We start from the raw sequence: 26,725 nt of genomic DNA, 5'->3' as shown, positions 1-26,725 counted from the left end.
AGGCTTTCGTTTAAAGGGACATCGCGCAGGATGAAAAGCCGCTATGCTGCCAGTCGGTTTCAGAGCCTGCGCGTATCATTAAAGATGCATCAGCGGCGTTCACGCAGCGCGGCGATATCCTCTGGCGTCGTGCGGCAGCATCCGCCAATCAGTTTCGCCCCGGCCTCTAACCACTGTGACACATGTCCCGCCAGGGATCCGCAGCTGTCGCCATGCGTATGCCAGGCCTTGCTTACCGCGTCGTAGGTTTCACCGGAATTAGGATAAACCACCAGTGGCAGCGCGCTCAGGCTTTGCAGGTGCTTCAGCGCGGCGGTGGTTTTATTCAGCGCGATACAGTTAATCCCCAGCGCAATAACTTGTGGACAGGTGGCAAGCGTATTCACCACCTGAACGAGCGGTGTGCCATCGCTCAGATGCTGGTCATCCCTTAAGGTAAAGGAGAACCACGCCCGCGCCTGCGGGTACTCTGTCAGCAGGTCGGCCAGCGCTGTGATCTCGGCAAAAGAGGGTAAGGTTTCACAGGCCAGCAGATCGGCCCCGGCATTGAGCAGGGCTTCAATGCGCGGGCGATGAAAGGCCTTAAATTCTTCCGCAGGGCGTACATAATCGCCGCGATATTCAGAACCATCGGCCAGATAAGCGCCGTATGGCCCGACAGATCCCGCCACCAGCAGCGGACCCGCGGCTGGATCCTCACGCAGATAAATTTCCCGCGCTTCTTTCGCCAGCGCAACGCTCTGTTCAATCAGCGCTGCCGATTGCGCCTCCGTCAGTCCACGTGCCGAAAAGCCCAAAGGCGTGGCCTGGTAACTGGCGGTAATGGCGATTTGCGCGCCCGCGCGAAAATAGTCCAGATGCACGTCCCGGATAAGCTGCGGATTTTCCATTAACACTTTCGCGGACCAGAGATTATCCGCAAGGTTGCATCCGCGCGCTTCCAGTTCGGTGGCCAGCGCGCCATCAAGTACGGCAAAAGGATGACTCTCAAGCAGAGCGGTAAGGGGATTAATCTGCGGCATAGTCAGTCTCCTTCGATGTGGTTTTATGAGTCAGAAAATAGCTGGCATAGCAGAGGGCAACGAAAGGTACGCCGCACCAGAGCGCAATACGCTGGTCGGGATCGAACGCCAGGCCGATACAGGCGAGCAGACACAGCAGGAAGCCGAGCACCGGCACCAGGGGATACCAGGGCGCCCGGTATTGCAACCCGGCGAGCGGCTTACCTGACCGGATGTGGCGGCGACGAAATACAAAATGAGAGGCGCAGATGCTGAGCCAGACGGCTACCACGGCAAAGCCAGATATGGCGCTGAGCGCAACAAATACCGTATCAGGGGCGATCACGCTGGATAACAGCGCCAGCAGTCCGCCGATCATAGAAGCGGAAAGCGCCACCAGCGGCACGCCGTTTTTATTAACGCGGGCAAAACAGACCGGCAAGGTTTTTTCATTGGACAGCGACCACAGCATGCGGCCCGATGCATAGAGACCGGAATTCGCCGCAGAAAGAATTGCCGTCAGAATGACAAAGTTGAAAATATCCGCTGCGTACGGAATGCCGATTTTTTCAAAGACCAGCACAAAGGGGCTTTTCTCAACGCCCGCGACTTCCATGGGGATCAGCGCTGCGAGAACAAAGACCGTACCGATAAAAAACACAATCAACCGGGCGATAGTGGCCCGGATCGCCACCGGGATCGCCTGATGCGGATTTTCCGTTTCCCCTGCCGCTATGCCAATAAGCTCCGTGCCGGAAAACGCGAAATTCACCGCCACCATGGTCATCAGAATGGGCAGACCGCCGTGGGGGAACCAGCCCTCGCGGGTGAGATTAACCAGCCCAGGCGCGGAGGATCCATCCTTCATCGGGATAAAACCGAAGATCGCTCCGCAGCCCAGGATAATAAAGACGAGAATAGTCGCGACTTTAATCAGGGAGAACCAGAATTCCCCTTCGGCAAAAAAGCGCGTTGAGACCGCGTTAAGGGAAAAAATCAGCACGCAAAACAGGGCGCTCCATATCCAGACAGGGACGTGTGGAAACCAGTACTGCATACAGAATCCGGCGGCGGTGAAGCTCGATCCCAGCGCCACTGTCCAGGTAAGCCAGTATAACCATGCCACGGTGTAGCCGGTTGCCGGGCCAATATAGCGCGCCGCATAAACATGGAAAGCGCCTGTCACGGGCATCGCCACGGAAAGCTCCCCGAGGCACTGCATCACCAGCCAGACCACCAGCGCGCCAATCAGGTAAGCCAGCAGCGTCCCTGCCGCGCCTGTGGTGGAAATGATGTAGCCCGTGTTAAAAAACAACCCTGTGCCAATGACGCCGCCCAGGGAAAGCATGATCAAATGCCGGGGTTTCATGGTGCGCTTAAGCTCGCCATTTTCTTGTTGCCTTTGCATATCACCTTCTAAACGTATGGATGTCTGAATGTCCGTATGGCGTTCTTTATAGCCTGATTGTTAACAAAAGACCAGCCCGGGGCATGGGGGAGCGCGCGCCAGTGGTCACCGGGTGCCGGATGCAGAAATTTTTCAGGGTAAAGGTTAATAATTATTAAAACGCCATAAATATTGGTCGCGTGTTTTAACACCGTTATGAATTGATTAATCTCACAATTAAAATTTCCATGATAGATATTTATTATTTTAACGAAGTTTTTATTAGCACTTTCTTGTGCAAATTATTTCGTTGATTAGCAGACGAACTAAAATTAATTACAGCCAGGATTAATCTTATAAGTACCCTTAAACATTTATCTTTCTGCCCGTTTGCTAATTAGGCTCTATTCTTATAAAGCAGCGCAATCTCTTAATAAAACTCTCTTTAATGCTAAAGAAACCGAGCGGTTCCCCGGAATAATTTATCAATTTTATTTTTCATTCACGTCCCGTGTGCGCATGAAAAGTATCATTGCGGAGACGTTGCTATGCAGGTGTTCAGATCGTTCTGGCAGGCGGGGTATGAGGGTGCCGATCATATCACCCGAAATAATGATGCGCTTTCAATGAATAACGCCACAGCCCATGATAAAAAGCATCGGCAGGATTATCAGGCGCTCGCGCCATTTCAAATTACCACCGTCAGGGAAAGCGTCGGCTGGCGGCTGGTGGAACAGGAAAATGGCTACGACTTTTCTTCCGTTGCTGAAAAAATGGCAGCAGCGCAGGACAACGGCATTCAGATTTGCTGGACCATTTGTCATTACGGCTGGCCGGAAAATATTGAATTCTTTTCCGAAGATTTTATTTCGCGCTTCGCTCAGCTGTGCGGAGCGCTGGCTACATTCCTGCGCCCGTATTATGACGAGGCGCCAGTTTATTCGCCGATCAATGAAATGTCTTTTACCAGCTGGGGGATATCGGTCGGACTATTTGCGCCTTCTCTCAGCGTGCGCGATCCGACCGGTATTCGCAGCAAACGTCAACTTGTTCGCGCCACGCTTGCCGCCTGCGATGCCATCTGGCAGGCGGATCCCCGGGCGCGATTTTTACACTGCGATCCCATTATTCATCTGGTATCGCCGGACGACAGCCCCGAATCGCAGCAGAACGCGGCAGGCTGGCACAACGCGCAGTTTCAGGCCTGGGATATGCTCGCCGGGCGTCTGGAGCCGGAACTGGGCGGCGCGCCGCGTTATCTGGATCTGATTGGCGCGAATTACTACCACGACAACCAGTGGGAAAGCGAAACCAACCGCCGTCTCTGGTGGCATCTGGGCGACAGTCGGCGCAAAAGGCTGCACAGCCTGCTGGCAGAACTTTATCAGCGTTACGAGCGCCCCCTCCTGCTGGCTGAAACCAGCCATGTGGGCAGCGGGCGGGGTGCCTGGATCACGGAGATTGCCCGGGAAGTCGCCCAGGCGCAGATCGCGGGCGTGGAGATGATGGGGATCTGTCTTTATCCCGTCATTGACCGGCCGGACTGGGAAAACCACGCCGTCTGGCATCGCAGCGGCTTATGGAATATCGACCCCGAAGGACATGACCCTTTTGAACGTCAGCTCGATCCGGTCTATGCGCAGGCGCTCAACCGCGCCCGGCAGATGCTCGATCATTTCCAGTGTTTATTTAGCGTGGCGCACAGGGCCTGCAAAGAGAGAAAACCTATGAAAAGAATCTATGTTTTTAGCCATCTGCGCTGGGATTTTGTATTTCAGCGCCCGCAGCATTTGATGACCCGTCTGGCTGAGCACTATTCGATATTTTTTATCGAAGAGCCGGTATTTTCCGCCGATGAACCGGCGCTTTACCTGAGCCAGCCCGCGCCTAATGTGACCGTCGTGAAGCCGCATACGCCATCACCGGTTACCGGTTTTCATGACGGGCAGATCGAGTATATGCAGTCGTTGCTGGCGGAAATTACCGAAGACGACGAAACGCCCATCGTCTGGTTTTATACCCCGATGGCGCTGCCGCTGCTGAAAGTCTTCTCGCCCGCGCTGGTGGTTTACGACTGCATGGATGAGCTGGCCGCCTTCGAAAAAGCGCCGCGTCAGCTGCTGCAACGTGAATCCGCGCTGCTCTCACGGGCGGATATTGTTTTCACCGGCGGGCCAAGCCTGTATGCAGCGAAAGCCGGGCGGCATCACAACGTGCACTGCTTCACCAGCAGCGTCGATGCGGTGCATTTTGAACAGGCGCTGGATCGCGCTAACCATCATCCTTTACAGGACGATATTCCCCATCCACGTTTGGGATTTTGCGGCGTGATTGATGAGCGTATGGATCTGGACATTATCAGCGCGCTGGCGGACGCGCATCCCGACTGGCAACTGGTAATGGTCGGGCCGGTGGTGAAAATCGATCCGGCTTCGCTGCCGCAGCGACAAAATATCCATTATCTCGGCATGCAGCCCTATCAGGCGCTGCCGCAGTTCCTGGCGGGATGGGATGTGTGTCTGATGCCTTTTGCGCTCAATGCCGCGACGCAGTTTATCAGCCCCACCAAAGTGCTGGAGTATATGGCGGCGCAGTTGCCGGTGGTCAGCACGCCCATTACCGACGTGGAAAAACCATATGGCCACGTGGTGGCGATTGCCCGTACGCCCGCAGAGTACGTTCGCGCCTGTGAAGCGGCGCTGCAGATGAGTGACGCGGCCCGCCAAAATCAGCAGCAGGCGATGCAGGGCATTGTGGCGGCGACTTCATGGGATCACACTGCCGAAAAAATGCATACGCTGATGGATAATCTGCTGCACAGCACGCCGCCGGAAAATGTGCTCAGCGCCGCAACGGACATGGCGGAGATCAACGACCCTTCGGTATTACGCCTGACGCCGCCGCACCATGCGCCGGCAGTGTCCACCCGCTGTCTGATTCTGGGAGCCGGACCGACAGGGCTGAGCGCCGCCTTTCATTATGGCGAAGGCGCGACCCTGCTGGAGCGCAATGCCACCGTCGGCGGCCTGTGCCGATCCATCGAGGACAAAGGATTCACCTTCGATTACGCCGGACACATTATGTTTTCCGAAGACAGCTACGTGAAAGCGCTGTACGACATGCTGCTTGGCAGTAACCTTCACTGGCAGGCGCGAGAGGCCTGGGTCTACACCGAGGGCGTCTATACCCGCTATCCTTTCCAGGGCGCGCTCTACGGCCTGCCGCCCAATATCATTAAAGAGTGTATTCTCGGCGCGATAGAGGCGCGTTATGGCGTGGCATCCGCGGCGAAAACCGTGTCGATCCGTAGCGATAAAGAGGCCTCCTGTGACAGCAGCGCCGGTCAGGTGGTGGACTGCTGCGCGGATGGCAGCATCCCGGATCTGAGCAGCAATGACAGCGTGCAGGACGCCATGCCGCCGGACAATTTTGAAAGCTTCATCTATAAAACCTGGGGCGCGGGCATCGCCAGGCACTTCGCCATTCCGTACAACAAAAAATTGTGGGCGGTGCCGCTCGCCGAGATGGAAACCTCCTGGCTGGGCGGACGCGTACCGCTGCCGGATCTGGCACAGATCATTGAAGGCGCGCTGACCGAAAAGGGCAAACCGATGGGGCCGAACGCTTTCTTCGGCTATCCGCTGAAAGGCGGCTTCCAGGCGCTGATGACGGCATTTTTACCCTATATCAAAGGTACGGTGGAAACCGGGGCGGAAGTGAAACAAATCTTTGCCCAGCAGCATCTGGCGGTGCTGGCGGACGGCAGGCAGTATCGGTACGAACAGCTGATCAGCACCATGCCGCTGCCGCAGCTTATCCATATTATGGGTGATGAAGTGCCGTCATCGGTACGGGCGGCGGCGAATGGCCTGCGTCATGTGTCGGTGCGCTGCGTCAATCTGGGAATAGGCCGGGCGAATTTAACCGATAAACACTGGATCTATTTTGCGGGCAGAACCGTCTTCCACCGTATTTTTGTTCAGGGCAACGCCAGCCCACACTGTAATCCGGAAAATGGCTTCGGGCTGACCTGCGAGATCACCTATTCACCGGACAAGCCGCTGCCGGAGCAGGGACAGGCGCTGATCGACAGATGCATCCGGGAATGTATTGAAGTGGGGATCTTTACCGCTGACGATCCCGTGCTGACCGCAAGCCAGGTCGATATTCCCTGCGCGTATGTGCTTTACGATCATCAGCGTAAAGCAAATGTTGAAACGGTCAGAAAATGGCTGTTATCCCGTGACATCATTCTGTCCGGACGCTACAGCGAATGGGAATATTACAATTCCGATCATGCTTTTATTGCCGGTAAAGTTGCCGCGGAAAAAGTGAAAAACGACGAATATCGTCATTCAGGTTTATAGTCTGTGTTAACACCGGGCAGGTATCTGCCCGGTGAATATAGTCAATGTTATTAATCTATTACCCGCCTGCATTTCCCCGCCTTTTCAGATTTCATCAAGAGATATCAATTACCTGTTTATTTAAGATGTGTCGCTAACTGACAGGGGTGATTGTTTTTTAAACATATTACCGGTCAGTCACACTATTTCATGGAATACGCCCATCAGGAAGATGAGCGTTAAAAGGAAGACGACAATGAAACGACACCCACTATTATATTTATTAGGCACCTCGCTGTTATTGGGGGCCAGCCAGGTCAGCGCCGCGGATAATAGCCTTTTTATCAAAAGCAAATTACTGAAATCCTCCAGCGAAACCCGCGCCATCGCCGCGGATCCTGCAACGGCCTCGGTTGAGGTTATCGGCATTAACAGCAACATTATTGCCGACTCCACGCCTTTTCTGACGGTGCTGCTGCCGGGCCAGACGAAGGAAGAAAAGGTCTGGTTAGCCAGCTTCAGAAAAACCGATCGTGGGATGCAGGTCTGGCGCGGCCGCTATAACCGCAAAATGCTGAAAAATACCGCCATGAAGTCACTGAAGGCGGCTGATTTTGATTCGGTGATCCTGGTACGCAAAGGCGATAAGGTCACCGGCACCGTGCGTCGCAACGGACAGCTGTACCGCATCCAGCCGCTGAGCAGCGGCCAGCATGCGGTGATCAAAATCAACGAAGCCGCCGTACCTTACGACACGGAACATCTGGAAACAGTGGTTTCAGATGTCACCTACGAAGAAAACGACGCGCCTGATTTATCCCGCCTGGGTTATACGCTGCCGTGCCAGTCATCCTGGGGGGCCGATACCACCTATCCGGAAAAAGGCTGGATGGTGAGCTACAACGAGCGTAACTACCGCAGCCGCTGGGAAACCAAAGGCGAAATGCCGGGTGTGTCGCCGGTATGGGAGCCAAATGGCGTCTGTGTTCAGACTGGTGAAGCCCCGGCGCCACTACCATTACCTGTACCCGTGCAGGTCTGTGCGGCGGAATGGGCGGCGCAGAACAGCTATCCGCAGGCGGATCTGTTGGTGAGCTACCAGGGCATCAACTATCGCAGCCGTAATAAGGTGGCGGCGGATGATGTGCCGGGCGTTAACCCGGTGTGGGAGCCGCAGGGCACCTGCTATGTGCCCGCAGTGCCGCAGCCTGAAAAGACCAGGGTGAGCGTGCTGGTTGCTGCCACACCGGCGGCGGCGAAAAGCCTGGGCGATCTGGATGCGGTGGCGCAGCTGGCGGTGGAAGAAACGAACGAAGGCTACGAAAACAGCGGTATCGATCTGAAACTGGTGCTGGCAGGGACCATGATCGATCCGTCCTATGTTGAGCCAGCGAATTCATCCGACATGCTGCGCGATCTGAAAAACACCAATGACAACAAGCTGGAAGAAGTGCACTACCAGCGCGGCCTGACCAATGCCAATATTGCGGTTCTGCTGGCGAAGAAGTACGGTTTCTGCGGCCAGGCCTATGTAAACGCCAGAGCGTCAACCGCCTTTGCGGTGGTGGAGGCTTCCTGCGCGGTGGGCGGTTACAGCTTCGGTCATGAAATTGGCCATTTGCTGGGGGCGGCGCTTAACAAATCCAGCGCCAACGCTTATGCCTACAGCTATGGTTTCGGCTGGCAGGATCCGGAATTCCTGTTCCGTACCATCATGTCCTATGGCTGCGCCAAATCCTGCCCGCGCATCAACTATTACTCTCATGCCACTATGGAGTACAACGGTAAACCGATGGGCAACGCGACTGAAGCAGACAACACTCGCGTGCTGAAAGAGCGCAAGGAAACGGCTACCACCTGGCATTAATCCTGTCGCGCTCTGCGATATATCGTATTTAATCAGAAGGCGGGCATACTGGCCCGCCTCTTTTTTTGTAAGATTATTAAATATAAATAAATATATTTTTACTCTGCCGCTTCGTTATATTTCATGTCTCGCTTTAAGATAATTCCAGGCACTCCTGGCACGATTAATATAATGGCTTTTATATTTGCATCTTCGCTGGCAGACGCTATAGTTAATATTGCCTGACGGGGAAATACTTCCCCTGATTTACCAAAACTCAATGAGGTATTAATTATGACTCAGCAACGTGGCGGTTCCGGTAATTTCTCACAAGATCGCGAACGCGCATCCGAAGCAGGGAAAAAAGGCGGCCAACAAAGCGGCGGCAACTTTAAGAATGACCCTGAAAGAGCCTCAGAAGCGGGTAAAAAAGGCGGTAAAAACAGCCATGGCGGCGGACGTTCTTCCTGATCCGTCAATGCGCTAACCGGTGTTCTTTCATTTGCTGACGTGAATGATGACGTTAAAAATTAAAGAACCGGTACTGGCAATCCTGCACTTACGTGTGGGGTTGCCATTTTGTTTTTCAGGAAATGATAAATAAAAAGTGCTATCAGGATTTTAATTCTTCCAGCAGCAGAATAGTGCCGGCCATGGCGTAATTCGCCGCCTGCAATAATACTGCCTCACTGTCCCCTTCAAATTGTTTACACTGGGTATAGGTTTCTGACCCCGGTAATTGCCATGCAAACCAGATAGTTCCCGCGGGCGTGCCGTCTTCGCCACCATCAGGCCCGGCGTAACCGCTGACCGCAATTGCCACGTCCGCGCCCGAATGAGCAATAGCACCTGCCGTCATCTCAATCACTGTCTGCTGACTCACGGCAGTGTGCGTCTCAATGGTTTTCTTCTTAACGCCGAGGGTGGTGATTTTTGCTTCATCCGTAAAAGTGACAAAACCGCTGCCATAAAAAGAGGGGGTGTCTTTTGCCGCACATAATGCAGAGGCAATTTGCCCGCCGGTACAGGACTCAGCAGTGGTCAAAAAGAGTTTTTTTTCCGTCAGTAAGCGACCTAATTCATTGGCAATAGACGCCGAAGGCATTGTCATAACAAACTCCTTAACTGAGCGAGCCCGGAATAAGATCCGGGCTCGCTCAGAATGCATTGAAAAAAATTAAACGTCTTTTTTCGCTGCGGTATTTTCAATCGGCTCTGCAACAGATCCCAGGTCAGTGCCGGTGACCGGATTGATAGCTGGGTCGGACTGCGTGCGCTTAATCATCGCCAGCAAATCACTTTCCTGCTGCGGAGGCAGCGTGACAGAGGCTTTACCGTCGCCGCCGTCAACGGCTGGCTGCGGATCGGCAACATAGTTGAAGTTCTCGTCGCTGTTCCAGCTGCCACGAACTTCTTCCCCTTCAGACATATTGAAGTAGGTGTTGGCATACTGCTCAATTGGCGGCAATTTACCCGGCGGGAAGTTGTTGCGAATTGAATACAGGGCTTTTTCGAAAGACATCTGGTGCGCCACTTCGCGCGTCATCAAAAAGCCCAGCGCATCTTTCACGCCCGGATCGTCCGTCAGGTTAATAAGGCGTTCATAGATGATTTTCGCACGTGCTTCAGCAGCGATGTTAGAACGCAGATCCGCGGTCGGTTCGCCGATGGTATCGATATAAGCTGCGGTCCAGGGCACGCCCCCGGAGTTCGTCAGCGGCGTACCGCCGCCGTACAGCAGAGAGGTGATATGGCTGTCGTTGCCGCGGCCGGTCAGCGAGCGATAAAGCTCTGCTTCTTTTTCAGTCCCTTCCGCCAGTTCACCTTTGGCACCCTTGTTCAGCATGCCGACCAGCGTACCGATGATTTCGAGGTGGCTTAGCTCTTCGGTGGCGATATCCAGCAGCATATCTTTGCGTCCCGGATCGTCGTCACTCAGGCCCTGGGTAAAGTAGCGGCAGGCAGCAGCCAGTTCGCCCTGCGGGCCGCCAAACTGCTCAAGTAAAAGGTTAGCGAGGCCTGGATTAGGCTCCGCTACACGAACGGTGTACTGTAATTGCTTCACATGTCTGAACATAATTTCCTCTGTATTATCATCATCGCCCGAAGGCGTGGTCTGCGCCGGTTCTCAGTGGAAAGATTACTTTTTAGCTTCGGTGTCCGGTGTCGCCGAACGGATCAGGAACTGCTCGGTGACGTCAGGAATATGGGTGATGCACCATTCCGCCATCGCTTTTTCCTGCTCCAGGATTTGTGCAAATACGCGTGCGCCTTCTTCGTCACCGGCCATTTTCGCCGCAGCGATCAGGGAGGTGTAACAGGCAATTTCGAAGTGCTCAAACACATAACCGCTGATGGCGCCTTTTACCACTTCATCAGGCGTCATCATGCCGCCAACGGCCTGACCCAGCGCCGCCATTTTGCTCATGGCGTCTTTTACGATAGAGGTGGAAACGCCATTGCGTTCGATCACTTGATCAAGCAGGACTTGTTGCTGACGGGTTTCTTCGATGTGCTGCACGATGCGGGCTTTCAGATCGGGGTAATGCTCCAGGCGGTCTGCCATTTTGGACAACATTGACTCAGCTTGTTTTTCCATCGCATGAGCATCACGTAACCAGTCATGATAATTTTCCAGATGAGTCATATTAATTTCTCCTGATAGAACATTGTTGTAGGCAATATATGTGGCGGAAAAGTTGCTATCATCACAATGATAATTCCCCCCCACATTTTTGTTTACCGGACACAATGGAAACAGCGAAACATCATCATTATTATGTTTCAATGTTTTCATTGTTTTACTTTCTGATAGTTAAGCGTAGCACAGGCTTCGGGTTGCGCTAATTTAATGCAAATTTTTTTGTAAATCAGTGGCTCATACGCAGGTATTAGTTTCTGACCAGGATCAAGAAGTTCAGTCTGCATAATATATTTTACATTTTATTTTTACGTTTATTAGTTCAGCTTCGTTTTTTGTACATAAGACAAATCCTGAACGTTTGCTGAAATTTTTCGGGCAACTGTGGCTTGACAGTGTTTAATATGAGTCCAGACTTAAAGAGTCTTTTTTGAAAATAAAAGACTGGAATTAATAATATTCCTGAGTTTATTTGCGCTTCGTTATTGATGCGTATTTAGTAGCCTGAACATATGTAATAAAGGAGGGCACGATGAAATATATGATGAACCCTATGGCTGGTCAAAAAGACGATCCATCTGAAGCGCCGGAATCCGGCGACAAAACTGATGCCGATCCGAAAAAGTAATGCCAGTCCGCTGATATAACCAGTCAGCGGCAGACTCTGGCAACGGAAGGGGAAAAACCAACGCTTAGCGGCGTCTGTTTTTCCCCTTTTGCTTATCTGGCGACAGATGTCAACGGCGGCGTATTATCCAGTTGACGAATGGAAGGAGTGAAGCAGACGGCGATGGTCGCCGTCACAATGGCCACGGCTGACGCCAGCAGCACATTACTGCTGCCATAGTGTGCCGCCAGTGGCCCCGCAGCCAGTTCGCCTGCCGGGATAGCCACAAAGGAGCCGAGCGCATCATAAGCGTACACGCGGGCCAGCTTATCAGGTGGGATATGCGTTTGCAGCGACTGCGCCCAGGACACGCCGAATAATCCGAATCCTGCGCCTGCCATAAAAAAGGCCGCCATCAACAGCGCGGGCGAAGGTAACAGGCTGAGCAAGGCTACCGGCAGGGCGCAGAGGTTGACCAGTATGACGCCGATAAACAGATCCCGGCGGGGCCGCCAGCGAAGCGCGATAAGCGATCCTGAGATCAGGCCGAGGCTTTGCGCGGCAATAATAAATCCCCAGTTCGCGCGGCCAAAGGTGGCGTCGGCGACTACCGGACCCAGCACCATCACGATACCGCTGAACGCCGCATTGACGATAGCGAACTGCGCGACAATCGCCCAAACCCATGAACGGGCGATAAACTCTTTCCAGCCGTCGCGCAGGTCCTGCAAAATATGGGACGCCGGACCGTCAGACGCGTGCGCGACGGCGCGGGTCAACAGATACAGCGGCGCGGCGGCGGCAAAGCCCAGCGCGTCCACCGCCAGTCCCCAGCCAGGGCCAATGGCGCTGATCAGGATCCCGCCCAGCGAAGCGCCGATAACGGTGCCGCCGTAAATTCCCAGTTGAATAAAAGCGTTGGCTTCGCGCAGCGTCGGCGCGGGCACCGTTTGCGGTACCATCGCGGAAGAGGCCGGAAGCGCAATGCCCGCCGCTGCGCCGTTGATGGCGCCCAGCACCGTCAGCAGGGTGAACGTCGCCGCGCCATCCAGCACTGACCATGCCACCAGGCCTTGCGACAGCGCAGCGATGATGGATGAGGACACCAGCACCATACTGCGGGAGTAACGATCTGCCAGTACGCCGCCAATCAGCAGAAAGGCGACGTTAAAAATCGAACGCGCCGCCACGACGATCCCAAGCTCGGTCGCGCTGCCGCCCATATCCAGCACCGCGAACGCCAGCGCAATGGGCGCGATGCCGTTACCTAAAACGGTAAACAAGCGGGCAAAAAACAAATGGCGAAACGGCGCATAATAAAAGGCCCGTCGGATTCGCGGCGCGTGGTTGTCTGGCGTCATGGGATGTCCCCAGTGGCGTTAACCTGCCCAACCCAGGTCGTAAAGCGGGCTATACCCATGCTGATTTCCTCTCCCTTGCAGGTAATTTACCCGGTGATATACCGGATAAAGGCGCATTACACTACTCCGTGCACGGGCGGATGATCAACTGCCCGAATTCGACCACAACCGATACCGCGGCCCCGGTGGGAAAGCCCGCTTCGGCGAGCCAGTCGCCCTGTAAGGACAAACTCGGGTGCAGGCTGTAACGCCTGGGGATTTTGGTTTTGCGCTCTTCATGACGTCTGCGCACATACCCCACCGTGATACGGCGCATCGCTTTAGACATTTTTACCTCTGAAACTACTGGCTTCCCGGTCATACACCACTCCTTTTCCACTTATCGGTTGTTGAACATACCGTCATAAACCGCTGTATAAATTAACAGTAAAATGCCGGAAGGCAAGGTGAGGAATTGCGAGGCGGATTCCAGAAATGCAATGCAAAAACAGCAACGCGTTTCATTCAGGAAAGAATATATTGTGAAATAAGCTTTTCCTTATTTTCCTCATGCGAAAGTGTTAGTGGATTTGTATATATGTCTTATATTAATAAGACTATTCATGAGGGACGCCGATGAACATACCTGCACTGCCCGCCAATGAAACTGAACGTCTTAAATCTCTCTATATGATGGATTTGCTGGACAGAAAAGATGATGAGCGATTATCACGCTTAACCCGTGTGGCAAAGGCGACCTTCAATGTGCCTATTGCGCTGATCTCCCTGCTGGATCGCGACAGGCAGTGGCTGATCTCCCCGATCAACGAGAATTTACGACAGACCTCGCGAAATGTTTCCTTTTGCGCCCATGCCATTTTGTTGCAGGGGATTTTGATCGTCAAAGATGCCCATAAGGATGAGCGCTTCGCGAAGAATCCTTACGTCACAGGCGCGCCTTTTGTGCGCTTTTATGCCGGGTGCCCGGTGCATTTACCCGACGGTTCCATTGCCGGCACCATCTGCATTATTGACTCAAAGCCCCGCGATTTCAGTTCCGATGAAATTAATTTACTGCTCGACCTGGGGGCAGTAGTGGAAGATGAATTTCTGATCATCAGCCAGGCGATGACTGACAAGCTGACCGATCTGCCTAACCGTCGTGGTTTTTATCGCCTTGGCGACAAACGTTTTAAAGAGATGACCAGCACGCAGACGCCGTTCAGCCTGCTTTATTTTGTGGTGGACAACTTACAGTCAATTAATGACATCTGGGGGCATGCCGAGGGTGATAACGTACTGCGCGGGTTTGCCCGCAGTCTTGGCAGCTGTCTGCATAAAGATGATATTTGTGGGCGGGTGGACGGTAGCGCCTTTGCGGTACTGCTACAGCAGAAAAACGATCACGACGCCGATGCGTTTCTGTTTAAACTGCAAACCAAAATCGATGAGTTAAATCTTAATGCGGATAACAAATATCACATCAACTATGCCTATGGCCTGCTGCAAAGCGATGCGGAAAAATACGCTGATATATTTGAAATGCTCAATGACAGCGATACGGTGATGTATTCCGAACATCGCAAGAAAAAGCACAGATAAGCGCCAGACTTAACGCCAGCGCGTGCGCTCAATGCCGCTTTTTTGAGGCTTACCGATGGGCATTTCATCTGCCCATTTGGTGGCGTCGTTAATCATTTCGGCGACAATACCGCGCGTCAGTCCGACCTTTTTCGCTTCCAGACTCGCTTCTTCCCACTGACGGTTTTCATACAGCTGCGCCAGATTCACCAGCTGAAACAGCATCCCCTTACGTTCCTGTAAGGCGATGCGCACGTCGGCGGAGATCACCACCTGCTCTATCAACTCTTCCTGGGGGATGCCGAGAATCACATCCAGCAGGGAAAACAGGCCGACCATAAAAGCATCGTTTGAAGAGTGGATGCCGAGCAGCCGGTTGGCGGCGAGTTCGCAGAAACGGGCACGGATCAGGCTTAAATAATAAATTTCATTAGTTTTGGGGCTATTAAACGAAGTCAGGCAGGCCACCAGCACAAAGCGGCGCAGTTCGGTGACACCAAGATAAACCACGATGTCTTTGATGGACTGACTGCGGCTGCCGCGAATGCCGCGGGCGTTGTATAAAATATTCTGCGCGTAGCGCATTATTTTGAATGAGAGCGCGATATCGCGCTTGAGCAATTCTTCTATCTGCATCAGATCCGGAGATTCGGCGTTAACTTCCTGAATAAGTTTCAGTGCAATAATCTGGTTCTGAATGATTTTTTTACTTTTGAAAATAACCGGCTTACTGAAAAAGTGCCCCTGAAACAGGGTGAAGCCCATATTTCTGCAGGTTTCGAATTCTTCGATGGTTTCAACTTTTTCTGCCAGAAATATTGTCCCGTTGAGTAAAGCGCGGTGGTGCAAAATATAAGCCTGAATTTCCTGTAAGGTGCTTTCACGCACATCAAACTTAATAATGTGGACATAGGGCAGAAAGGCATTCCAGTTATCGCTGAGCGAAAAATCATCCAGCGCGATGCGGAACCCTTTGTTATGCAGTTGCTTAACGGTTTCCAGCAGGCGTGGATTAGGCTCCGCCGTTTCCAGAATCTCGACGATCACCCGATCTTTGGGCAGCGTCTCAGCCAGGCCTTTAATCAGCAGCTCATAGGGAAAATTCACAAATACCGCGCTGGCAGCGCTCTGGCGGTCGGTCGGGACACCGAGAAATTGTTCTTCAATAAGCTGAGCGGTCGCTTGTTCAGGCGAGACATTGGGAAACTGGTTAGTCATGCTATCCCTGAAGAGCAGCTCATACCCGAAGGTATTGAGATTTTCATCAAAAATTGCCTGTCTTGCGACAAAAGAAAACATTCTCCATCCTCACCCGGAACCATCAGCGGGTCGCCGAAAAAACCGCAACCAATTTAAGTTTAAGACAGGAGCCATTTTGCTGCCTGCTGGCGTAATTTGTAAAGTTTAGTCACAGTAAGTTGATGAGTTTTTTATCGTTTTAAAACAAGAAATTGACATTAATAACGTTTTTATGCCGCCGGAGGCGTCTGGCGCGCTCCGGCGGACACTTAATTTATGGCTGTTGCCCGGCGATCCCGCCAGCCTGCAACGATGAACGCGACGATAAAGACGCCAGTGAAAAGCACGACAATGGTCGGCGCGGGGGCGCTGTCGAGCCAGAAAGAGAGGTAAACCCCGGCAAAGGAGACCACCACGGCAAGTATCACCGCCAGCCACAGGGCATGGGCGAAACGGCGCGTCAGCAGCACCGCGACCGCGCCGGGGGCGATGAGCAGCGAAATCGACAGAATAATCCCCACCGATTTTAAGGTGGCGACTATCGTCAGGGCGATCATGCACAGCAGGCCATAATGGAGCAGGGCGGTGTTCAGGCCGCAGGCTTTTGCCTGCTGCGCATCAAAGGCATGCAGTAAAAAATCCTTCCATTTTACCAGCATCACCAGCGCCACTCCGGCGGCTATCAGGCTGCTTTGCAGGATGTCGCTTGTTGCCACGCCCAGCATGTCGCCAAATAAAATATGGTCGAGATGCACTTCCGACTGGATGGAGATATAGAGGATCAGTCCTGCGCCAAACATGCCGGAAAAGACAATGCCCATCAGCGTATCGCGCTTAATGCGGCTGTTATCGTCGAGATAGCCGGTAGCGATGGCGCAGAACAGTCCGGCGATAAAGGCACCTATGGCGACGGGGATACCGATGATCCAGGCGATCACCACGCCGGGAAAGACGGCGTGGCTCATGGCGTCACCCATCAGCGCCCAGCCTTTCAGCACCAGAAATACCGACAGCAGGGCGCAGGGCACGGCGACAATCACCGAAATCGCCAGCGCGTTTACCATAAAATCAAACTGGAAGGGTTCGAACATTATGCCGCCTCCTGATTTGCCAGCCGCGCCCGGCGGCGGTTCGCCAGCAGACCATGTTTAGGCGCAAACACAAAGGCCAGCAGGAACAGCAGCGTTTGCGCCACCACGATGATGCCGCCGGTTGCGCCGTCCAGGTAATAGCTGACCCAGGCGCCGAGAAAGCTGGTGATACTGCCAATCGCCACCGCAATCGCCAGCAGGCGGGGGAAGCGGTCAGTGAGCAGCCAGGCGGTCGCGCCCGGCGTCACCACCAGACAGATCACCAGAAAGGCCCCGACGGTTTGCAGCGCGGCGACGGTGGACACCGACAGCAGCGTAAAGAACAGTAGCTTCAGACGCGCCGGGTTGAGGCCAATGGAGCGGGCATGGTTCTCATCAAAAAAGGTCACCATCAGGTCTTTCCATTTCAGAAACAGAATGACCAGCGAGACAATGCCGATAATGGCGAGCTGAATGACGTCATCCGGCGCGATGGCCAGAATATTGCCCAGCACGATGGTCTGAATATTTACGGACGTGGGATTGAGCGACACCATAAACAGGCCAATGCCGAAAAAGGATGAAAAAATCAGGCCGATAATGGCATCTTCTTTCAGGCGCGAGCGCTGATTAAGAAACAGCATCGCGCCCGCCGCCAGCCCCCCGGATAAGAACGCGCCGAGGGAGAAGGGCAGGCCGAGCATATAAGCCCCCGCTACGCCCGGCACAATGGAGTGAGACAGCGCGTCGCCGATCAACGACCAGCCTTTAAGCATCAGATAGCAGGATAAAAACGCGCACACGCCGCCCACCAGCGCCGATACCCACATGGCGTTAAGCATGTATTCGTAACCGAACGGCTCCAGGATCCAGTTCACGGCTGCTCTCCTTTTGCAGGAGGACGGCGGGAAATAAAGGGGCGCTCGTCATCGGTGATGATGTGCTCCTCACTGCCGCTTAACACCACGTGACGCAGCACGCCGCTGAACGCCTGTTCAAGGTTTTCTGCGGTAAAGGTGGTTTCCGTCGGCCCGCTCGCCAGCACCGTGCCTTTGACCATCACCGTGTAATCACAGAATTCTGTGACGGAGCCTAAATTGTGCGTCGACACCAGCATGGTGCGCCCCTCGTCGCGCAGCTCGCGCAGCAGTTCGATGATCTTCGCTTCGGTCTGCACATCGACACCGGTGAATGGCTCATCCAGCAGAATGACCTGCCCGTCCTGGGCGATGGCGCGGGCAAGAAACACCCGCTTTTTCTGCCCGCCGGAGAGCTCGCCGATCTGCCGGTGACGAAATTCCAGCATCCCCACGCGGGCAAGGGCGGCGTCCACCGCCTGATGATCCGGCGCTTTCGCCCGGCGCAGCATCCCCATATGCCCGTAACGGCCCATCATCACCACATCTTCCACCAGTACCGGAAAGGACCAGTCCACCTCCTCGGCCTGTGGGACATAGGACACCAGATTTTCCCGCAGCGCCTGTTTAACAGGCCGCTGAAGGATGGAAATCTCACCGCCCGCCAGCCGTACAAAGCCCATCAGCGCCTTGAACAGCGTGGATTTACCCGAGCCGTTGATGCCCACCAGCGCGGCTATGGAACCCCGCGGCACGCTAAAACTGGCGTCACGCAGCGCGGTATGGCCGTTGCGATAGGTGACGGTAACATTCTGAATATGCAGGCCTGGCGGCTGGGTTTGCGCTGAGGTATTCATTTTTGCGCCTCCACGCCCTGCTGAATACCTTTCACCAGGGTTTCACTGGTTACGCGCAGCAGATCGAGAAAGGTCGGCACCGGGCCGCCGGCGGCGCTGAGGGAGTCAACGTAGAGTACGCCGCCGTAGAGCGCGCCGGTTTCCCGCGCCACCTGTTTCGCCGGTTTATCCGATACCGTACTTTCGCTGAACACCACCGGAATATGATTTTTCTTGATCGCGTCGATCACTTTGCGCACTTGTTGCGGTGTGCCCTGCTGATCGGCATTGATCGGCCACAGGTACAGCTCTTTGAGATCATAATCCCGCGCCAGATAGGAGAACGCCCCCTCGCTGGTCACCAGCCAGCGTTTGTCCGCAGGCAGTGAGTCCAGCTGCGCGCGCACCGGAGCCAGCGTTGCCTGGATCTTCGCTTTATAGGCTGTCGCGTTTTGCTGGTAGATTTGCGCGTTGTCCGGATCGTATTTCACGAGCGCATCACGAATGTTATCCACGTAGATCAGCGCATTTTCGGCAGACATCCATGCATGAGGGTTAGGTTTACCGTTATAGGGGCCTTCGCTGATGCCCATCGGTTTTACACCATCAGATACCACCACCTCCGGCACGCCGGACAGATGCTGATAAAAACGCGCAAACCACAGCTCCAGATTCAGACCATTGGCGAGGATCAACTGCGCGCCCTGGGCGCGTTTAATGTCGCCGGGCGTCGGCTGATATTCGTGGATCTCCGCCCCCGGTTTGGTGATCGAACTGACCTCTGCCGCATCTCCCGCCACGTTTTGCGCCATATCTGCGATCACGGTGAAAGTGGTGATGACCCTGAATTTCTCTTTTGCCTGCGCGGGCGAAAGGGCGAACAGCGCAACCAGGGCAGCGGCGAACACGAATCTCAGACGTGATGAGTACGGCATGGTATCCCTCATGATGGCGTGGTTAATAATACAGCGAATATAGCCTTTGCTATGTTATATAGCACACGCTATAGGTCTGAGCGATAATTATTCGCATTTAATAGCCAGACAGACAAAAAATCACCGATCTGGTGGCAGGGAATGGAAAGTTGTAAAATAAAAGCATGTTTATATTCAGGAGCGCGTTCCTATGTCCGGCAAACGCATTGCCCGCGAAAAACTCACCATCCGTAAAATGATCACGCTCTATCAGCGGCAGTCACCCGATGCCGTTGCCGATGCGGAGCATTACGACGCGCTGTACGCCTATGCGGAAAAACGGCTGGATAAATGCGTGTTTGGCGAGGAAAAGCCGGCGTGCAAACAGTGCCCGGTGCACTGCTATCAGCCGGTAAAGCGTGAAGAGATGAAGGCGATCATGCGTTGGGCGGGGCCGCGGATGCTGTGGCGGCACCCGGTGCTGACGGTGCGCCATCTGATCGATGATAAGCGGCCGGTGCCGGAACTGCCGGAAAAATACCGCCCCAAAAAATAGCCCGACCTTTATTCCGCCGGGCCATCCGTTTAGTGCAGCGTATCTTTATCAATCCCCAGCCGCTTCATCCTTGAGAGTAGCGTCGTGCGTTTTAACCCCAGCCGCTGCGCCGCGCCTTTTGGCCCGGCGACCACGCCGTTGGTTTCACGCAGGATCCTGACGATCAGCTGATATTCATCTTCGCCCTCCTGCGGCGTTTCCACCGCCGCATCGCAGCGTTGGGGCACGCTCATTTCCGCCATCGACAGTTGCAGAACGTTGCCCCGCGTCAGCAGCACGGCGCGCTCGACAACGTTTTCCAGCTCGCGCACATTACCCGGCCACGGCTGGTTGCTTAAAATACGCAGCGTTTCGGCGGGAATGCTGTCGATATTGCGCCCCAGCCGGTGGGCGATTTTGAAGGTGAAGGCTTTGACCAGCAGGGGAATATCTTCCGGGCGTTCACGCAGCGGCGGAATGCGGATCGGAAAGACATTCAGGCGATAGTAGAGATCGCTGCGAAATTCGCGATCGGCCACCATCTGTTTCAGATCGCGGTTGGTGGCGGCGATCAGCCGCACATCCGTCTGGATCAGTTTATTGCTGCCGAGGCGTTCGAACTCCTGCTCCTGCAATACCCGCAGCAGCTTAGGCTGAAGTTCGAGCGGCATATCGCCCACTTCATCCAGGAAGAGCGAGCTTTTATCCGCCAGCTCAAAGCGACCGATGCGCTGGGCGCTGGCCCCGGTAAAAGCCCCGCGCTCATGACCAAAGAGATCGCTTTCCAGTAGTCCGGCAGGCATGGCGGCGCAGTTCATTTTCACCATGCGGCGCGCGTTGCGTCCGCTGAGATTATGAATAGCGCGGGCAATCAGCTCTTTCCCGGTGCCGGTTTCGCCGAGGATCAGCACCGTACTGTTGCTTTTCGCCACCATTTCCACCTGTTGCAGCACGCTGTACATGGCTTCGCTGCGGCCGATAATCTCCCCGAACTCGCTGTCCACGTTGTTGAGCTGCTCGGTGAGCGCCAGGTTTTCATCCACCAGCCGTTCTTTCAGGCGGTGAATTTCCTGATAGGCCTGCGCATTGTCGACGGCAATGGCCACCCGTTCAGCGATCTGCCGCAACAGCGACAGGGTGGACGGCGTAAAGGTTTCGCCATCGCACTGCGCAAGTTTAAGCACGCCGAGCAGCGTGCTGCCGGACATCAGCGGCAGCAGGCACAGCGTCTGGATCTTATTGCCCCAGGTTTCAAACAGCCGACGCTCATAAGGGGCCAGTTTGTCGCGCTCGTGCAGTTTCAGCACCAGCACATCCTTGCTGTTAAATACCCGCTCGGAGAGCGTACCCGCCTCGTCCACTTCACTTTGCTCATGCACCGGCGAGCGGTCATTCGGATAATGGGTGGAGTAAATATTGAGTTTGCCTTTACGACTGCTGCGCAGCACGATGCTGATGGCGTCGATGTGGAAATAGTGGTGGATCTCTTTCGCCACCTCGCTGACCAGATCGTCAATGTCCAGCCGGGACAATACCGCATTGGTAATGGCCACCAGAATGCGGAAGTTATCCCGCTCGCGGCACAGCAGTTCGTGATCGGATGCGCCGTCAGGGTGCTGCTGAATATGTTCCATCACCACGCCGGTGAGCTGGGCGAGGGTATGCAGACGGGCGTACTCTTTCTCGCTCCAGGGCCTGTCCGCCTGACGAATAAACTCGCAGCCGCCGAAGATCCGCCCGTCAATCGCCAGAGGCAGCAGACAGTAGTGCCCCCAGGGATCGTACAGGCCGCTGGCCGCCAGCTGTGGCCAGGTGTCGCAGAACTCCGCGTAATTGCAGTGCAGCGCTTCCGGGCGTGACAGAATGCGCCGCACCGGGCCGTGCGCCAGCAGCGTGTCATCTTCATATTTCACCGCGCGGCCATCTGCCCGCGTGGCGTAATAGCGGGCATGATGATCGTCGGCGTTCCACAATACGATCGCTGCGCTGTCCGCCAGGTCTGACGCCTTAACCAGCTGCGTCAGGCTCTGACAGAGCGACGGCAGATCAGGCTGATGTAATAACGTGCGCGTAATTTCAAACAGGCCCTGCTGCCCGAGATCGCTCATCGGTGTATACGACATATCGCTAGTCCAGAAAGGCACCGAAAGCCGGTGCAAAAAGTGTTTTAATTAATACAGGTGGCGGCGGCGCTAATATCAGCAAATGCGTGGCAGCGGCTCAGCGTGCGGCAGATCCAGTATGCGCTTCACGCCATATAATCCGGCGAGACGCACGCCCTTGCGCCCGACTACTTCGCCAATCAGCGCCGCGTCGCGGCCGAGCGGATGGGCGCGCAGTCGCTCCAGTACCGCATCGGCGGCATGGCGTTCCACGGCGATCACCAGTTTACCTTCATTGGCAAAATTCAGCGCCTCCAGCCCCAGCAGTTCACAGACGCCGCGCACCGCCGGTTTCATCGGCAGGTCGGCCTCGCGCAGTTCAATCCCATAGCCGCAGCTGGCGGCAAACTCATGGGCCACCGCGTTGACGCCGCCGCGCGTGGCATCGCGCAGAGCTTTGACGCCGGGAATGTCGCGCAGAGACTGGACAAGCGGCGTCAGTACAGCGCAGTCGCTCACCAGATCGCCATCCAGACCGAGGTTTTCCCGTAGATTGAGGATGGTCGCGCCGTGATCCCCGAGCGTGCCGCTCACCAGCAGCAGATCGCCGGGTTGCAGCTGTTGCGCCCCCCAACGGATCCCGGCGGGGATAGCGCCGATCCCGGCAGTGTTAATAAAAAGCTTATCCGCCGCGCCGCGCTGCACGACTTTGGTATCGCCGGTAACAATCGCGATACCGGCGGCTTTCGCCGTCGCCGCCATGCTGTTGACCACTGTTCGCAGCGTGTCGAGGGGTAGTCCTTCTTCAAGGATAAACCCACAGGAGAAAAAGCGCGGCAGCGCGCCGCTCACCGCCACATCGTTAGCGGTGCCGCAGATGGCGAGCTTGCCGATGTCGCCGCCGGGGAAAAACAGCGGATCGATAACATAGCTGTCGGTGGAAAAGGCCAGCCGGTCGCCCGCGGCGCTCAGCATGGCGAGATCAAGGCGCGCCTGATCTTCCTGCTCCGCCAGCCAGGGATTGTCAAAGGCCTGCATAAACAGGCTGCCGATCAACTGCTGCATCGCCTGGCCGCCGCTGCCGTGGGCCAGTTGTACGGTACTCATGCTTCACTCTCCTGACTGCGATACTGATACCAGGCGGCGCAGGCTCCCTCTGAGGAGACCATCAGCGCGCCAAAGGCCGACTGCGGATCGCAGGTTTTGCCGAACAGCGGGCACTGGTGCGGTTTGCATTTACCGGTCAGCACGTCGCCGCAGCGGGCGCGCGGATCGTCATACGCCTGCTGCGGGGCAGGGCGAAAATGCGCCTGCGCATCAAATGACTGGTACGCCGGTGTCAGCTGCACGCCGGAGTGTTCGATCATGCCAAGCCCGCGCCACTCGCTTTTGCCTTCGACGCAGAACACCTCGGCCATCGCCTGACGGGCCAGCGCGTTGCCGCCATCGGGCACCACGCGGCGGTACTGATTTTCAACCAGACTGCGGGCTGCTATTTTCTGCTCAACCAGCATCAGTACGCCTTGCAGTAGATCAAGAGGTTCGAAACCCGCCACCACTAACGGTCGCTGAAAGTCGCTGGCGATAAAGCCGTAGGCGTCGATACCGATCACCATGCTGACGTGCCCCGGCGCTAAAAAGGCGTCGATGCCGTTGTCCGGCGCTTCCAGCAGGCTGCGCAGCGTCGGGATCAGCGTGATGTGCTGGCAGAAAAAATAGAAATTATCGAGCCCGCGCGCCTTCGCCTGTTGCAGCGTAATGGCGGTGGCGGGCATGGTGGTCTCAAAGCCGAGGCCGAAAAACACCACTTTGCGCTGCGGGTTTTCCGCCGCCAGCGTCAGCGCGTCCATCGGCGAATAGACAATGCGGATATCCGCGCCGCGCGCTTTCGCCTGCAACAGCGAACCGTTTTTTCCCGGCACGCGGATGGCATCGCCGAAGGTGCAGAAAATCACCTCCGGACGGCTGGCGATCTCCACGCAGGTGTCGATGCGTCCCATCGGCAACACGCAGACCGGGCAGCCAGGCCCGTGAATGAATTCGATATTGTCCGGCAGCAGCTGATCGAGGCCGAATTTAAAAATCGCGTGGGTATGGCCGCCGCACACTTCCATAATGCGCAGCGGGCGGGAAGCGGTGTAAGAGAGCAGGCGGGCGCGATCCCGCAGGCGATCAATAAGCTGCATCACCTGTTCCGGGGCGCGGTATTCATCAACAAAACGCATCACCGGCCTCCGCTGTTGTGGGCATCACCGTACAGCAGCCCGCCGACGTCCGGCTCTACCTCGAACATATTTTGCAGGGCGCTCAGGGTGTCGCGGGCTTCCGCTTCGTTGATCACGCTCATCGCAAAGCCGACGTGCACCAGCACCCACTGGCCGAGGCGCGACTGGCCTGTTTCATCGGTGCTGCCCACCAGCGTCAGATCCACATCACGCTGAATGCCGCAGACGTCCACTTTCGCCTGTAAACCGTCGATGGCGCTGATCTGCCCCGGTACGCCTATGCACATTGTTGTGCCTCCAGCCAGGCAAGCCAGCTGTCCATGCCTTCGCCGCTGGTGGCGGAGATCAGGATCACTTCTATCTGCGGATTCACCGCCCGCGCCGCCTCTAAACAGCGTTCGACGTCAAAATTCAGATAGGGCAGCAGGTCGATTTTATTGAGCAGCATCAGCGAGGCGGCGGCAAACATATGCGGATATTTCAGCGGCTTGTCTTCGCCTTCGGTGACCGACAGCACCGCCACTTTATGCCGCTCGCCCAGGTCAAAGCTCGCCGGGCACACCAGGTTGCCGACGTTTTCGATGAACAAAATCCCGCCGTCGTTAAGCGGTAAACGCGGCGCGGCGTCGGCGATCATCTGCGCATCCAGATGGCAGCCTTTGCCGGTATTCACCTGAATGGCCGGGGTGCCGGTGGCGCGAATACGCGCGGCGTCGTTTACCGTTTGCTGATCGCCTTCAATCACCGCGCAGGCGGTTTTCCCTTTCAGGCGCAGCAGGGTTTCGGTGAGCAGGGTGGTCTTACCGGAGCCGGGGCTGGAAACCAGATTCAGCACCAGCAGTTCGCGGGCGGCGAAGCGCGCGCGGTTGCGGGCGGCAAGCTGATTGTTTTTATCCAGCACGTCGATTTCCACTTCCAGCATCCGGCGCTGGCTCATGCCGGGCGCATGGGTGCCCGCCTCGCCATGACCATAATGCAGATCGCCGCTGTCGGTTCGCGTCGGACTAAAGGCGGTTTTCATGCCGGTAATGGTAAGCCCGGGCCGGGCGGCAGGCGCGAAGGGCGCCCCGCGAAACGCCGAGTGCGGATTGTGCTCGTCGCCTTCGATAGAGAGATTGCCTTCACCGCAACCACAGGTGGTACACATATTTCACTCCTGTTCAATTTCCAGACGCTGAATTTGCAGACCGTCGTCGGCGACAATCTGTAAGCCGTCACTGTGACACAGCGGACAACGGCGCACGCGCTGGCTCAGTAAGGTGACGTACTGCTGACAATGCCCGCACCAGCACTCGGCCTGTTGCTCATCGAGATGCAGTGTACAACCTTCCGCCAGGGTGCCACGGCATACCAGATCAAAGCAGAAGCTCAACGCGCTGCTTTCGACGCAGGAAAATGCGCCAATTTTTAACCACACGCCGGTGACGCGCCGTGCGCCGTGCGCCGCCGCCTGCTGTTCGATAAGTTCCAGCGCGCGCTGGCAAAGGGTAATTTCGTGCATAGCGCCTCCCGTTAGTCGATGGCCTAACGAATGCAATAACGATGCCAGCTCTTTTTGACATGTCACTGACGATGTCGACGCTGACGAAATGACATGTCATTTTTGCAATGGTTTTGTTTTTTATCTTTAAAATTCAATGCATTAAAAACTGGCATAAAAACTGCTAACAGCGGTTATCGCAACTAATTGGGTAACCTGACATGACCATCTGGGAAATTAGCGAAAAAGCGGACTACATTGCCGAACGGCATCAACGCCTCCAGGATGAATGGCGTCATTACTGCAACTCACTGGTTCAGGGGATCACCCTGTCAAAAGCGCGGCTGCATCACGCCATGAGCTGCGCGCCGGACCGGGATCTGTGCTTTGTCTTATTCGAGCACTTTCCGGTTTACGTCACCCTCGCCGACGGCTTCAACAGCCACACCATCGAGTATTACGTCGGCAGCAAAAACAGCGACGACAAACTGTTGATTGCGCAGGCGCAACTGGGGCTGGACGGCCGGGTTGACGGCCACGTCAGCAACCGCTCCCGCGAAGCCGTACTCGAACACTATCTCGATAAAATCGCCACCGTTTACCACGGCCTGTATGCCGCCATTGAACAGGATCTGCCCATCGATCTGCATCAGCTGGTAAACCGCCCGTTACAAAGGGCGCAGGCGTAACCGCACGGGTGTCGATGAGTGTCGAAACA

Annotated in this window: 25 protein-coding genes; 7 read left to right on the top strand and 18 right to left on the bottom strand. The window is 55.4% G+C overall.

Annotated elements, in window-relative coordinates; translation table 11 throughout:
• Positions 1-89 precede the first annotated feature (89 nt).
• Together mmuM and mmuP are read right to left on the bottom strand one after the other, a co-directional pair.
• Positions 90-1,022 (bottom strand): homocysteine S-methyltransferase, encoded by a 933-nt coding sequence (gene mmuM / locus ACQUTD_RS00695; RefSeq protein ID WP_473276706.1) that lies wholly within the window; start codon positions 1,020-1,022, stop codon positions 90-92.
• Positions 1,009-2,409, bottom strand: coding sequence for an S-methylmethionine permease (gene mmuP / locus ACQUTD_RS00690; protein WP_473276705.1), 1,401 nt, complete (start codon positions 2,407-2,409; stop codon positions 1,009-1,011). The genes mmuM and mmuP overlap by 14 nt, the downstream gene beginning before the upstream one ends.
• Before the next feature lie 527 nt (positions 2,410-2,936).
• On the opposite strand from mmuP, the gene ACQUTD_RS00685 reads away from it, so the two are divergent.
• The 3 genes from ACQUTD_RS00685 (at position 2,937) to ACQUTD_RS00675 (ending at position 9,051) form a co-directional block, all read left to right on the top strand.
• Positions 2,937-6,755: a glycosyltransferase gene (locus ACQUTD_RS00685; protein WP_072569990.1), complete on the top strand. Its 3,819-nt coding sequence runs from the start codon at positions 2,937-2,939 to the stop codon at positions 6,753-6,755.
• A 235-nt stretch (positions 6,756-6,990) separates the two neighbouring features.
• The gene (locus ACQUTD_RS00680; RefSeq protein ID WP_473276704.1) at positions 6,991-8,601 is read left to right on the top strand and encodes a reprolysin-like metallopeptidase; all 1,611 of its coding nucleotides are present in this window, start codon (positions 6,991-6,993) and stop codon (positions 8,599-8,601) included.
• Positions 8,602-8,874: 273 nt separating this feature from the next.
• Positions 8,875-9,051 (top strand): con-10 family general stress protein, encoded by a 177-nt coding sequence (locus tag ACQUTD_RS00675; protein ID WP_072569992.1) that lies wholly within the window; start codon positions 8,875-8,877, stop codon positions 9,049-9,051.
• Between the two features lie 142 nt (positions 9,052-9,193).
• On the opposite strand, the gene ACQUTD_RS00670 is transcribed toward ACQUTD_RS00675, so the two are convergent.
• The 3 genes from ACQUTD_RS00670 to ACQUTD_RS00660 form a co-directional block, all read right to left on the bottom strand.
• Positions 9,194-9,691 carry a 2-oxo-tetronate isomerase gene (locus tag ACQUTD_RS00670; RefSeq protein WP_318364274.1) on the bottom strand — a complete coding sequence of 166 codons (498 nt, stop codon included), beginning with the start codon at positions 9,689-9,691 and terminating at the stop codon, positions 9,194-9,196.
• Positions 9,692-9,757: 66 nt separating this feature from the next.
• Positions 9,758-10,657, bottom strand: coding sequence for a manganese catalase family protein (locus tag ACQUTD_RS00665; RefSeq protein WP_072569994.1), 900 nt, complete (start codon positions 10,655-10,657; stop codon positions 9,758-9,760).
• Between the two features lie 63 nt (positions 10,658-10,720).
• On the bottom strand, positions 10,721-11,227 hold the full coding sequence (locus ACQUTD_RS00660; protein ID WP_072569995.1) for a ferritin-like domain-containing protein: 507 nt from the start codon (positions 11,225-11,227) through the stop codon (positions 10,721-10,723).
• A gap of 526 nt (positions 11,228-11,753) precedes the next feature.
• On the opposite strand from ACQUTD_RS00660, the gene ACQUTD_RS00655 reads away from it, so the two are divergent.
• Positions 11,754-11,849, top strand: coding sequence for a hypothetical protein (locus ACQUTD_RS00655; RefSeq protein WP_318364272.1), 96 nt, complete (start codon positions 11,754-11,756; stop codon positions 11,847-11,849).
• 92 nt (positions 11,850-11,941) lie between these two features.
• Here the strand turns inward: ACQUTD_RS00655 and ACQUTD_RS00650 are convergent, their stop codons facing one another.
• Complete coding sequence (locus ACQUTD_RS00650) at positions 11,942-13,189, bottom strand: MFS transporter (RefSeq protein WP_473276703.1); 1,248 nt, start codon at positions 13,187-13,189, stop codon at positions 11,942-11,944.
• A 121-nt stretch (positions 13,190-13,310) separates the two neighbouring features.
• Positions 13,311-13,517 (bottom strand): SymE family type I addiction module toxin, encoded by a 207-nt coding sequence (locus ACQUTD_RS00645; protein ID WP_234007202.1) that lies wholly within the window; start codon positions 13,515-13,517, stop codon positions 13,311-13,313.
• 287 nt (positions 13,518-13,804) lie between these two features.
• Between ACQUTD_RS00645 and ACQUTD_RS00640 the strand changes: the two genes are divergently transcribed.
• Positions 13,805-14,770: a sensor domain-containing diguanylate cyclase gene (locus ACQUTD_RS00640; protein WP_321987948.1), complete on the top strand. Its 966-nt coding sequence runs from the start codon at positions 13,805-13,807 to the stop codon at positions 14,768-14,770.
• Positions 14,771-14,779: 9 nt separating this feature from the next.
• Here the strand turns inward: ACQUTD_RS00640 and ACQUTD_RS00635 are convergent, their stop codons facing one another.
• The 5 genes from ACQUTD_RS00635 to ACQUTD_RS00615 all read right to left on the bottom strand — a co-directional run bounded on the left by ACQUTD_RS00635 (position 14,780) and on the right by ACQUTD_RS00615 (position 19,686).
• Positions 14,780-15,967 (bottom strand): EAL domain-containing protein, encoded by a 1,188-nt coding sequence (locus ACQUTD_RS00635; protein WP_473276702.1) that lies wholly within the window; start codon positions 15,965-15,967, stop codon positions 14,780-14,782.
• A 290-nt stretch (positions 15,968-16,257) separates the two neighbouring features.
• The gene (sitD, locus tag ACQUTD_RS00630; protein ID WP_473276701.1) at positions 16,258-17,079 is read right to left on the bottom strand and encodes an iron/manganese ABC transporter permease subunit SitD; all 822 of its coding nucleotides are present in this window, start codon (positions 17,077-17,079) and stop codon (positions 16,258-16,260) included.
• Positions 17,079-17,936 (bottom strand): iron/manganese ABC transporter permease subunit SitC, encoded by an 858-nt coding sequence (sitC, locus tag ACQUTD_RS00625; protein ID WP_473276698.1) that lies wholly within the window; start codon positions 17,934-17,936, stop codon positions 17,079-17,081. The genes sitD and sitC overlap by 1 nt, the downstream gene beginning before the upstream one ends.
• A complete protein-coding gene (locus tag ACQUTD_RS00620; RefSeq protein ID WP_321987945.1) occupies positions 17,933-18,772 on the bottom strand; it encodes a manganese/iron ABC transporter ATP-binding protein in 840 nt (279 codons plus the stop codon). Before ACQUTD_RS00620 ends, sitC begins: the two co-directional genes overlap by 4 nt.
• Positions 18,769-19,686: a metal ABC transporter substrate-binding protein gene (locus ACQUTD_RS00615; protein ID WP_321987944.1), complete on the bottom strand. Its 918-nt coding sequence runs from the start codon at positions 19,684-19,686 to the stop codon at positions 18,769-18,771. Before ACQUTD_RS00615 ends, ACQUTD_RS00620 begins: the two co-directional genes overlap by 4 nt.
• Positions 19,687-19,876: 190 nt before the next feature.
• Between ACQUTD_RS00615 and ACQUTD_RS00610 the strand changes: the two genes are divergently transcribed.
• Positions 19,877-20,221, top strand: coding sequence for a nitrous oxide-stimulated promoter family protein (locus tag ACQUTD_RS00610; RefSeq protein ID WP_072570004.1), 345 nt, complete (start codon positions 19,877-19,879; stop codon positions 20,219-20,221).
• A gap of 29 nt (positions 20,222-20,250) precedes the next feature.
• On the opposite strand, the gene flhA is transcribed toward ACQUTD_RS00610, so the two are convergent.
• The 6 genes from flhA to hypA all read right to left on the bottom strand — a co-directional run bounded on the left by flhA (position 20,251) and on the right by hypA (position 26,028).
• The gene (gene flhA / locus ACQUTD_RS00605) at positions 20,251-22,323 is read right to left on the bottom strand and encodes a formate hydrogenlyase transcriptional activator FlhA (protein ID WP_473276694.1); all 2,073 of its coding nucleotides are present in this window, start codon (positions 22,321-22,323) and stop codon (positions 20,251-20,253) included.
• 75 nt (positions 22,324-22,398) lie between these two features.
• The gene (gene hypE, locus ACQUTD_RS00600) at positions 22,399-23,409 is read right to left on the bottom strand and encodes a hydrogenase expression/formation protein HypE (RefSeq protein ID WP_473276693.1); all 1,011 of its coding nucleotides are present in this window, start codon (positions 23,407-23,409) and stop codon (positions 22,399-22,401) included.
• Positions 23,406-24,527, bottom strand: a complete 1,122-nt coding sequence (hypD, locus tag ACQUTD_RS00595) for a hydrogenase formation protein HypD (protein WP_473276692.1) — start codon at positions 24,525-24,527, stop codon at positions 23,406-23,408. The genes hypE and hypD overlap by 4 nt, the downstream gene beginning before the upstream one ends.
• Positions 24,527-24,814 (bottom strand): HypC/HybG/HupF family hydrogenase formation chaperone, encoded by a 288-nt coding sequence (locus ACQUTD_RS00590; protein ID WP_318377443.1) that lies wholly within the window; start codon positions 24,812-24,814, stop codon positions 24,527-24,529. Before ACQUTD_RS00590 ends, hypD begins: the two co-directional genes overlap by 1 nt.
• Positions 24,805-25,674, bottom strand: coding sequence for a hydrogenase nickel incorporation protein HypB (gene hypB, locus ACQUTD_RS00585; RefSeq protein WP_473276690.1), 870 nt, complete (start codon positions 25,672-25,674; stop codon positions 24,805-24,807). Before hypB ends, ACQUTD_RS00590 begins: the two co-directional genes overlap by 10 nt.
• A gap of 3 nt (positions 25,675-25,677) precedes the next feature.
• Positions 25,678-26,028: a hydrogenase maturation nickel metallochaperone HypA gene (hypA, locus tag ACQUTD_RS00580; RefSeq protein ID WP_072570010.1), complete on the bottom strand. Its 351-nt coding sequence runs from the start codon at positions 26,026-26,028 to the stop codon at positions 25,678-25,680.
• Between the two features lie 200 nt (positions 26,029-26,228).
• Here hypA and hycA point away from each other — a divergent pair, with 200 nt between their 5' ends.
• On the top strand, positions 26,229-26,696 hold the full coding sequence (gene hycA / locus ACQUTD_RS00575; RefSeq protein WP_072570011.1) for a formate hydrogenlyase regulator HycA: 468 nt from the start codon (positions 26,229-26,231) through the stop codon (positions 26,694-26,696).
• Positions 26,697-26,725 lie beyond the last annotated feature (29 nt).

It is taken from the genome of Enterobacter sp. K510 (genome assembly GCF_055804875.1).
The sequence above is the reverse complement of the archived record's forward strand: the minus strand, read 5'-3'. Positions and strand labels throughout refer to the sequence as shown.

What these genes read in the sequence shown, in the direction of transcription:
- mmuM (WP_473276706.1), bottom strand. Translation starts at nt 1,022, where the DNA reads ATGCCGCAGATTAATCCCCTTACCGCTCTGCTTGAGAGTCATCCTTTT.
- mmuP (WP_473276705.1), bottom strand. Translation starts at nt 2,409, where the DNA reads ATGCAAAGGCAACAAGAAAATGGCGAGCTTAAGCGCACCATGAAACCC.
- ACQUTD_RS00685 (WP_072569990.1), top strand. Translation starts at nt 2,937, where the DNA reads ATGCAGGTGTTCAGATCGTTCTGGCAGGCGGGGTATGAGGGTGCCGAT.
- ACQUTD_RS00680 (WP_473276704.1), top strand. Translation starts at nt 6,991, where the DNA reads ATGAAACGACACCCACTATTATATTTATTAGGCACCTCGCTGTTATTG.
- ACQUTD_RS00675 (WP_072569992.1), top strand. Translation starts at nt 8,875, where the DNA reads ATGACTCAGCAACGTGGCGGTTCCGGTAATTTCTCACAAGATCGCGAA.
- ACQUTD_RS00670 (WP_318364274.1), bottom strand. Translation starts at nt 9,691, where the DNA reads ATGACAATGCCTTCGGCGTCTATTGCCAATGAATTAGGTCGCTTACTG.
- ACQUTD_RS00665 (WP_072569994.1), bottom strand. Translation starts at nt 10,657, where the DNA reads ATGTTCAGACATGTGAAGCAATTACAGTACACCGTTCGTGTAGCGGAG.
- ACQUTD_RS00660 (WP_072569995.1), bottom strand. Translation starts at nt 11,227, where the DNA reads ATGACTCATCTGGAAAATTATCATGACTGGTTACGTGATGCTCATGCG.
- ACQUTD_RS00655 (WP_318364272.1), top strand. Translation starts at nt 11,754, where the DNA reads ATGAAATATATGATGAACCCTATGGCTGGTCAAAAAGACGATCCATCT.
- ACQUTD_RS00650 (WP_473276703.1), bottom strand. Translation starts at nt 13,189, where the DNA reads ATGACGCCAGACAACCACGCGCCGCGAATCCGACGGGCCTTTTATTAT.
- ACQUTD_RS00645 (WP_234007202.1), bottom strand. Translation starts at nt 13,517, where the DNA reads ATGTCTAAAGCGATGCGCCGTATCACGGTGGGGTATGTGCGCAGACGT.
- ACQUTD_RS00640 (WP_321987948.1), top strand. Translation starts at nt 13,805, where the DNA reads ATGAACATACCTGCACTGCCCGCCAATGAAACTGAACGTCTTAAATCT.
- ACQUTD_RS00635 (WP_473276702.1), bottom strand. Translation starts at nt 15,967, where the DNA reads ATGACTAACCAGTTTCCCAATGTCTCGCCTGAACAAGCGACCGCTCAG.
- sitD (WP_473276701.1), bottom strand. Translation starts at nt 17,079, where the DNA reads ATGTTCGAACCCTTCCAGTTTGATTTTATGGTAAACGCGCTGGCGATT.
- ACQUTD_RS00620 (WP_321987945.1), bottom strand. Translation starts at nt 18,772, where the DNA reads ATGAATACCTCAGCGCAAACCCAGCCGCCAGGCCTGCATATTCAGAAT.
- ACQUTD_RS00615 (WP_321987944.1), bottom strand. Translation starts at nt 19,686, where the DNA reads ATGCCGTACTCATCACGTCTGAGATTCGTGTTCGCCGCTGCCCTGGTT.
- ACQUTD_RS00610 (WP_072570004.1), top strand. Translation starts at nt 19,877, where the DNA reads ATGTCCGGCAAACGCATTGCCCGCGAAAAACTCACCATCCGTAAAATG.
- flhA (WP_473276694.1), bottom strand. Translation starts at nt 22,323, where the DNA reads ATGTCGTATACACCGATGAGCGATCTCGGGCAGCAGGGCCTGTTTGAA.
- hypE (WP_473276693.1), bottom strand. Translation starts at nt 23,409, where the DNA reads ATGAGTACCGTACAACTGGCCCACGGCAGCGGCGGCCAGGCGATGCAG.
- hypD (WP_473276692.1), bottom strand. Translation starts at nt 24,527, where the DNA reads ATGCGTTTTGTTGATGAATACCGCGCCCCGGAACAGGTGATGCAGCTT.
- ACQUTD_RS00590 (WP_318377443.1), bottom strand. Translation starts at nt 24,814, where the DNA reads ATGTGCATAGGCGTACCGGGGCAGATCAGCGCCATCGACGGTTTACAG.
- hypB (WP_473276690.1), bottom strand. Translation starts at nt 25,674, where the DNA reads ATGTGTACCACCTGTGGTTGCGGTGAAGGCAATCTCTCTATCGAAGGC.
- hypA (WP_072570010.1), bottom strand. Translation starts at nt 26,028, where the DNA reads ATGCACGAAATTACCCTTTGCCAGCGCGCGCTGGAACTTATCGAACAG.
- hycA (WP_072570011.1), top strand. Translation starts at nt 26,229, where the DNA reads ATGACCATCTGGGAAATTAGCGAAAAAGCGGACTACATTGCCGAACGG.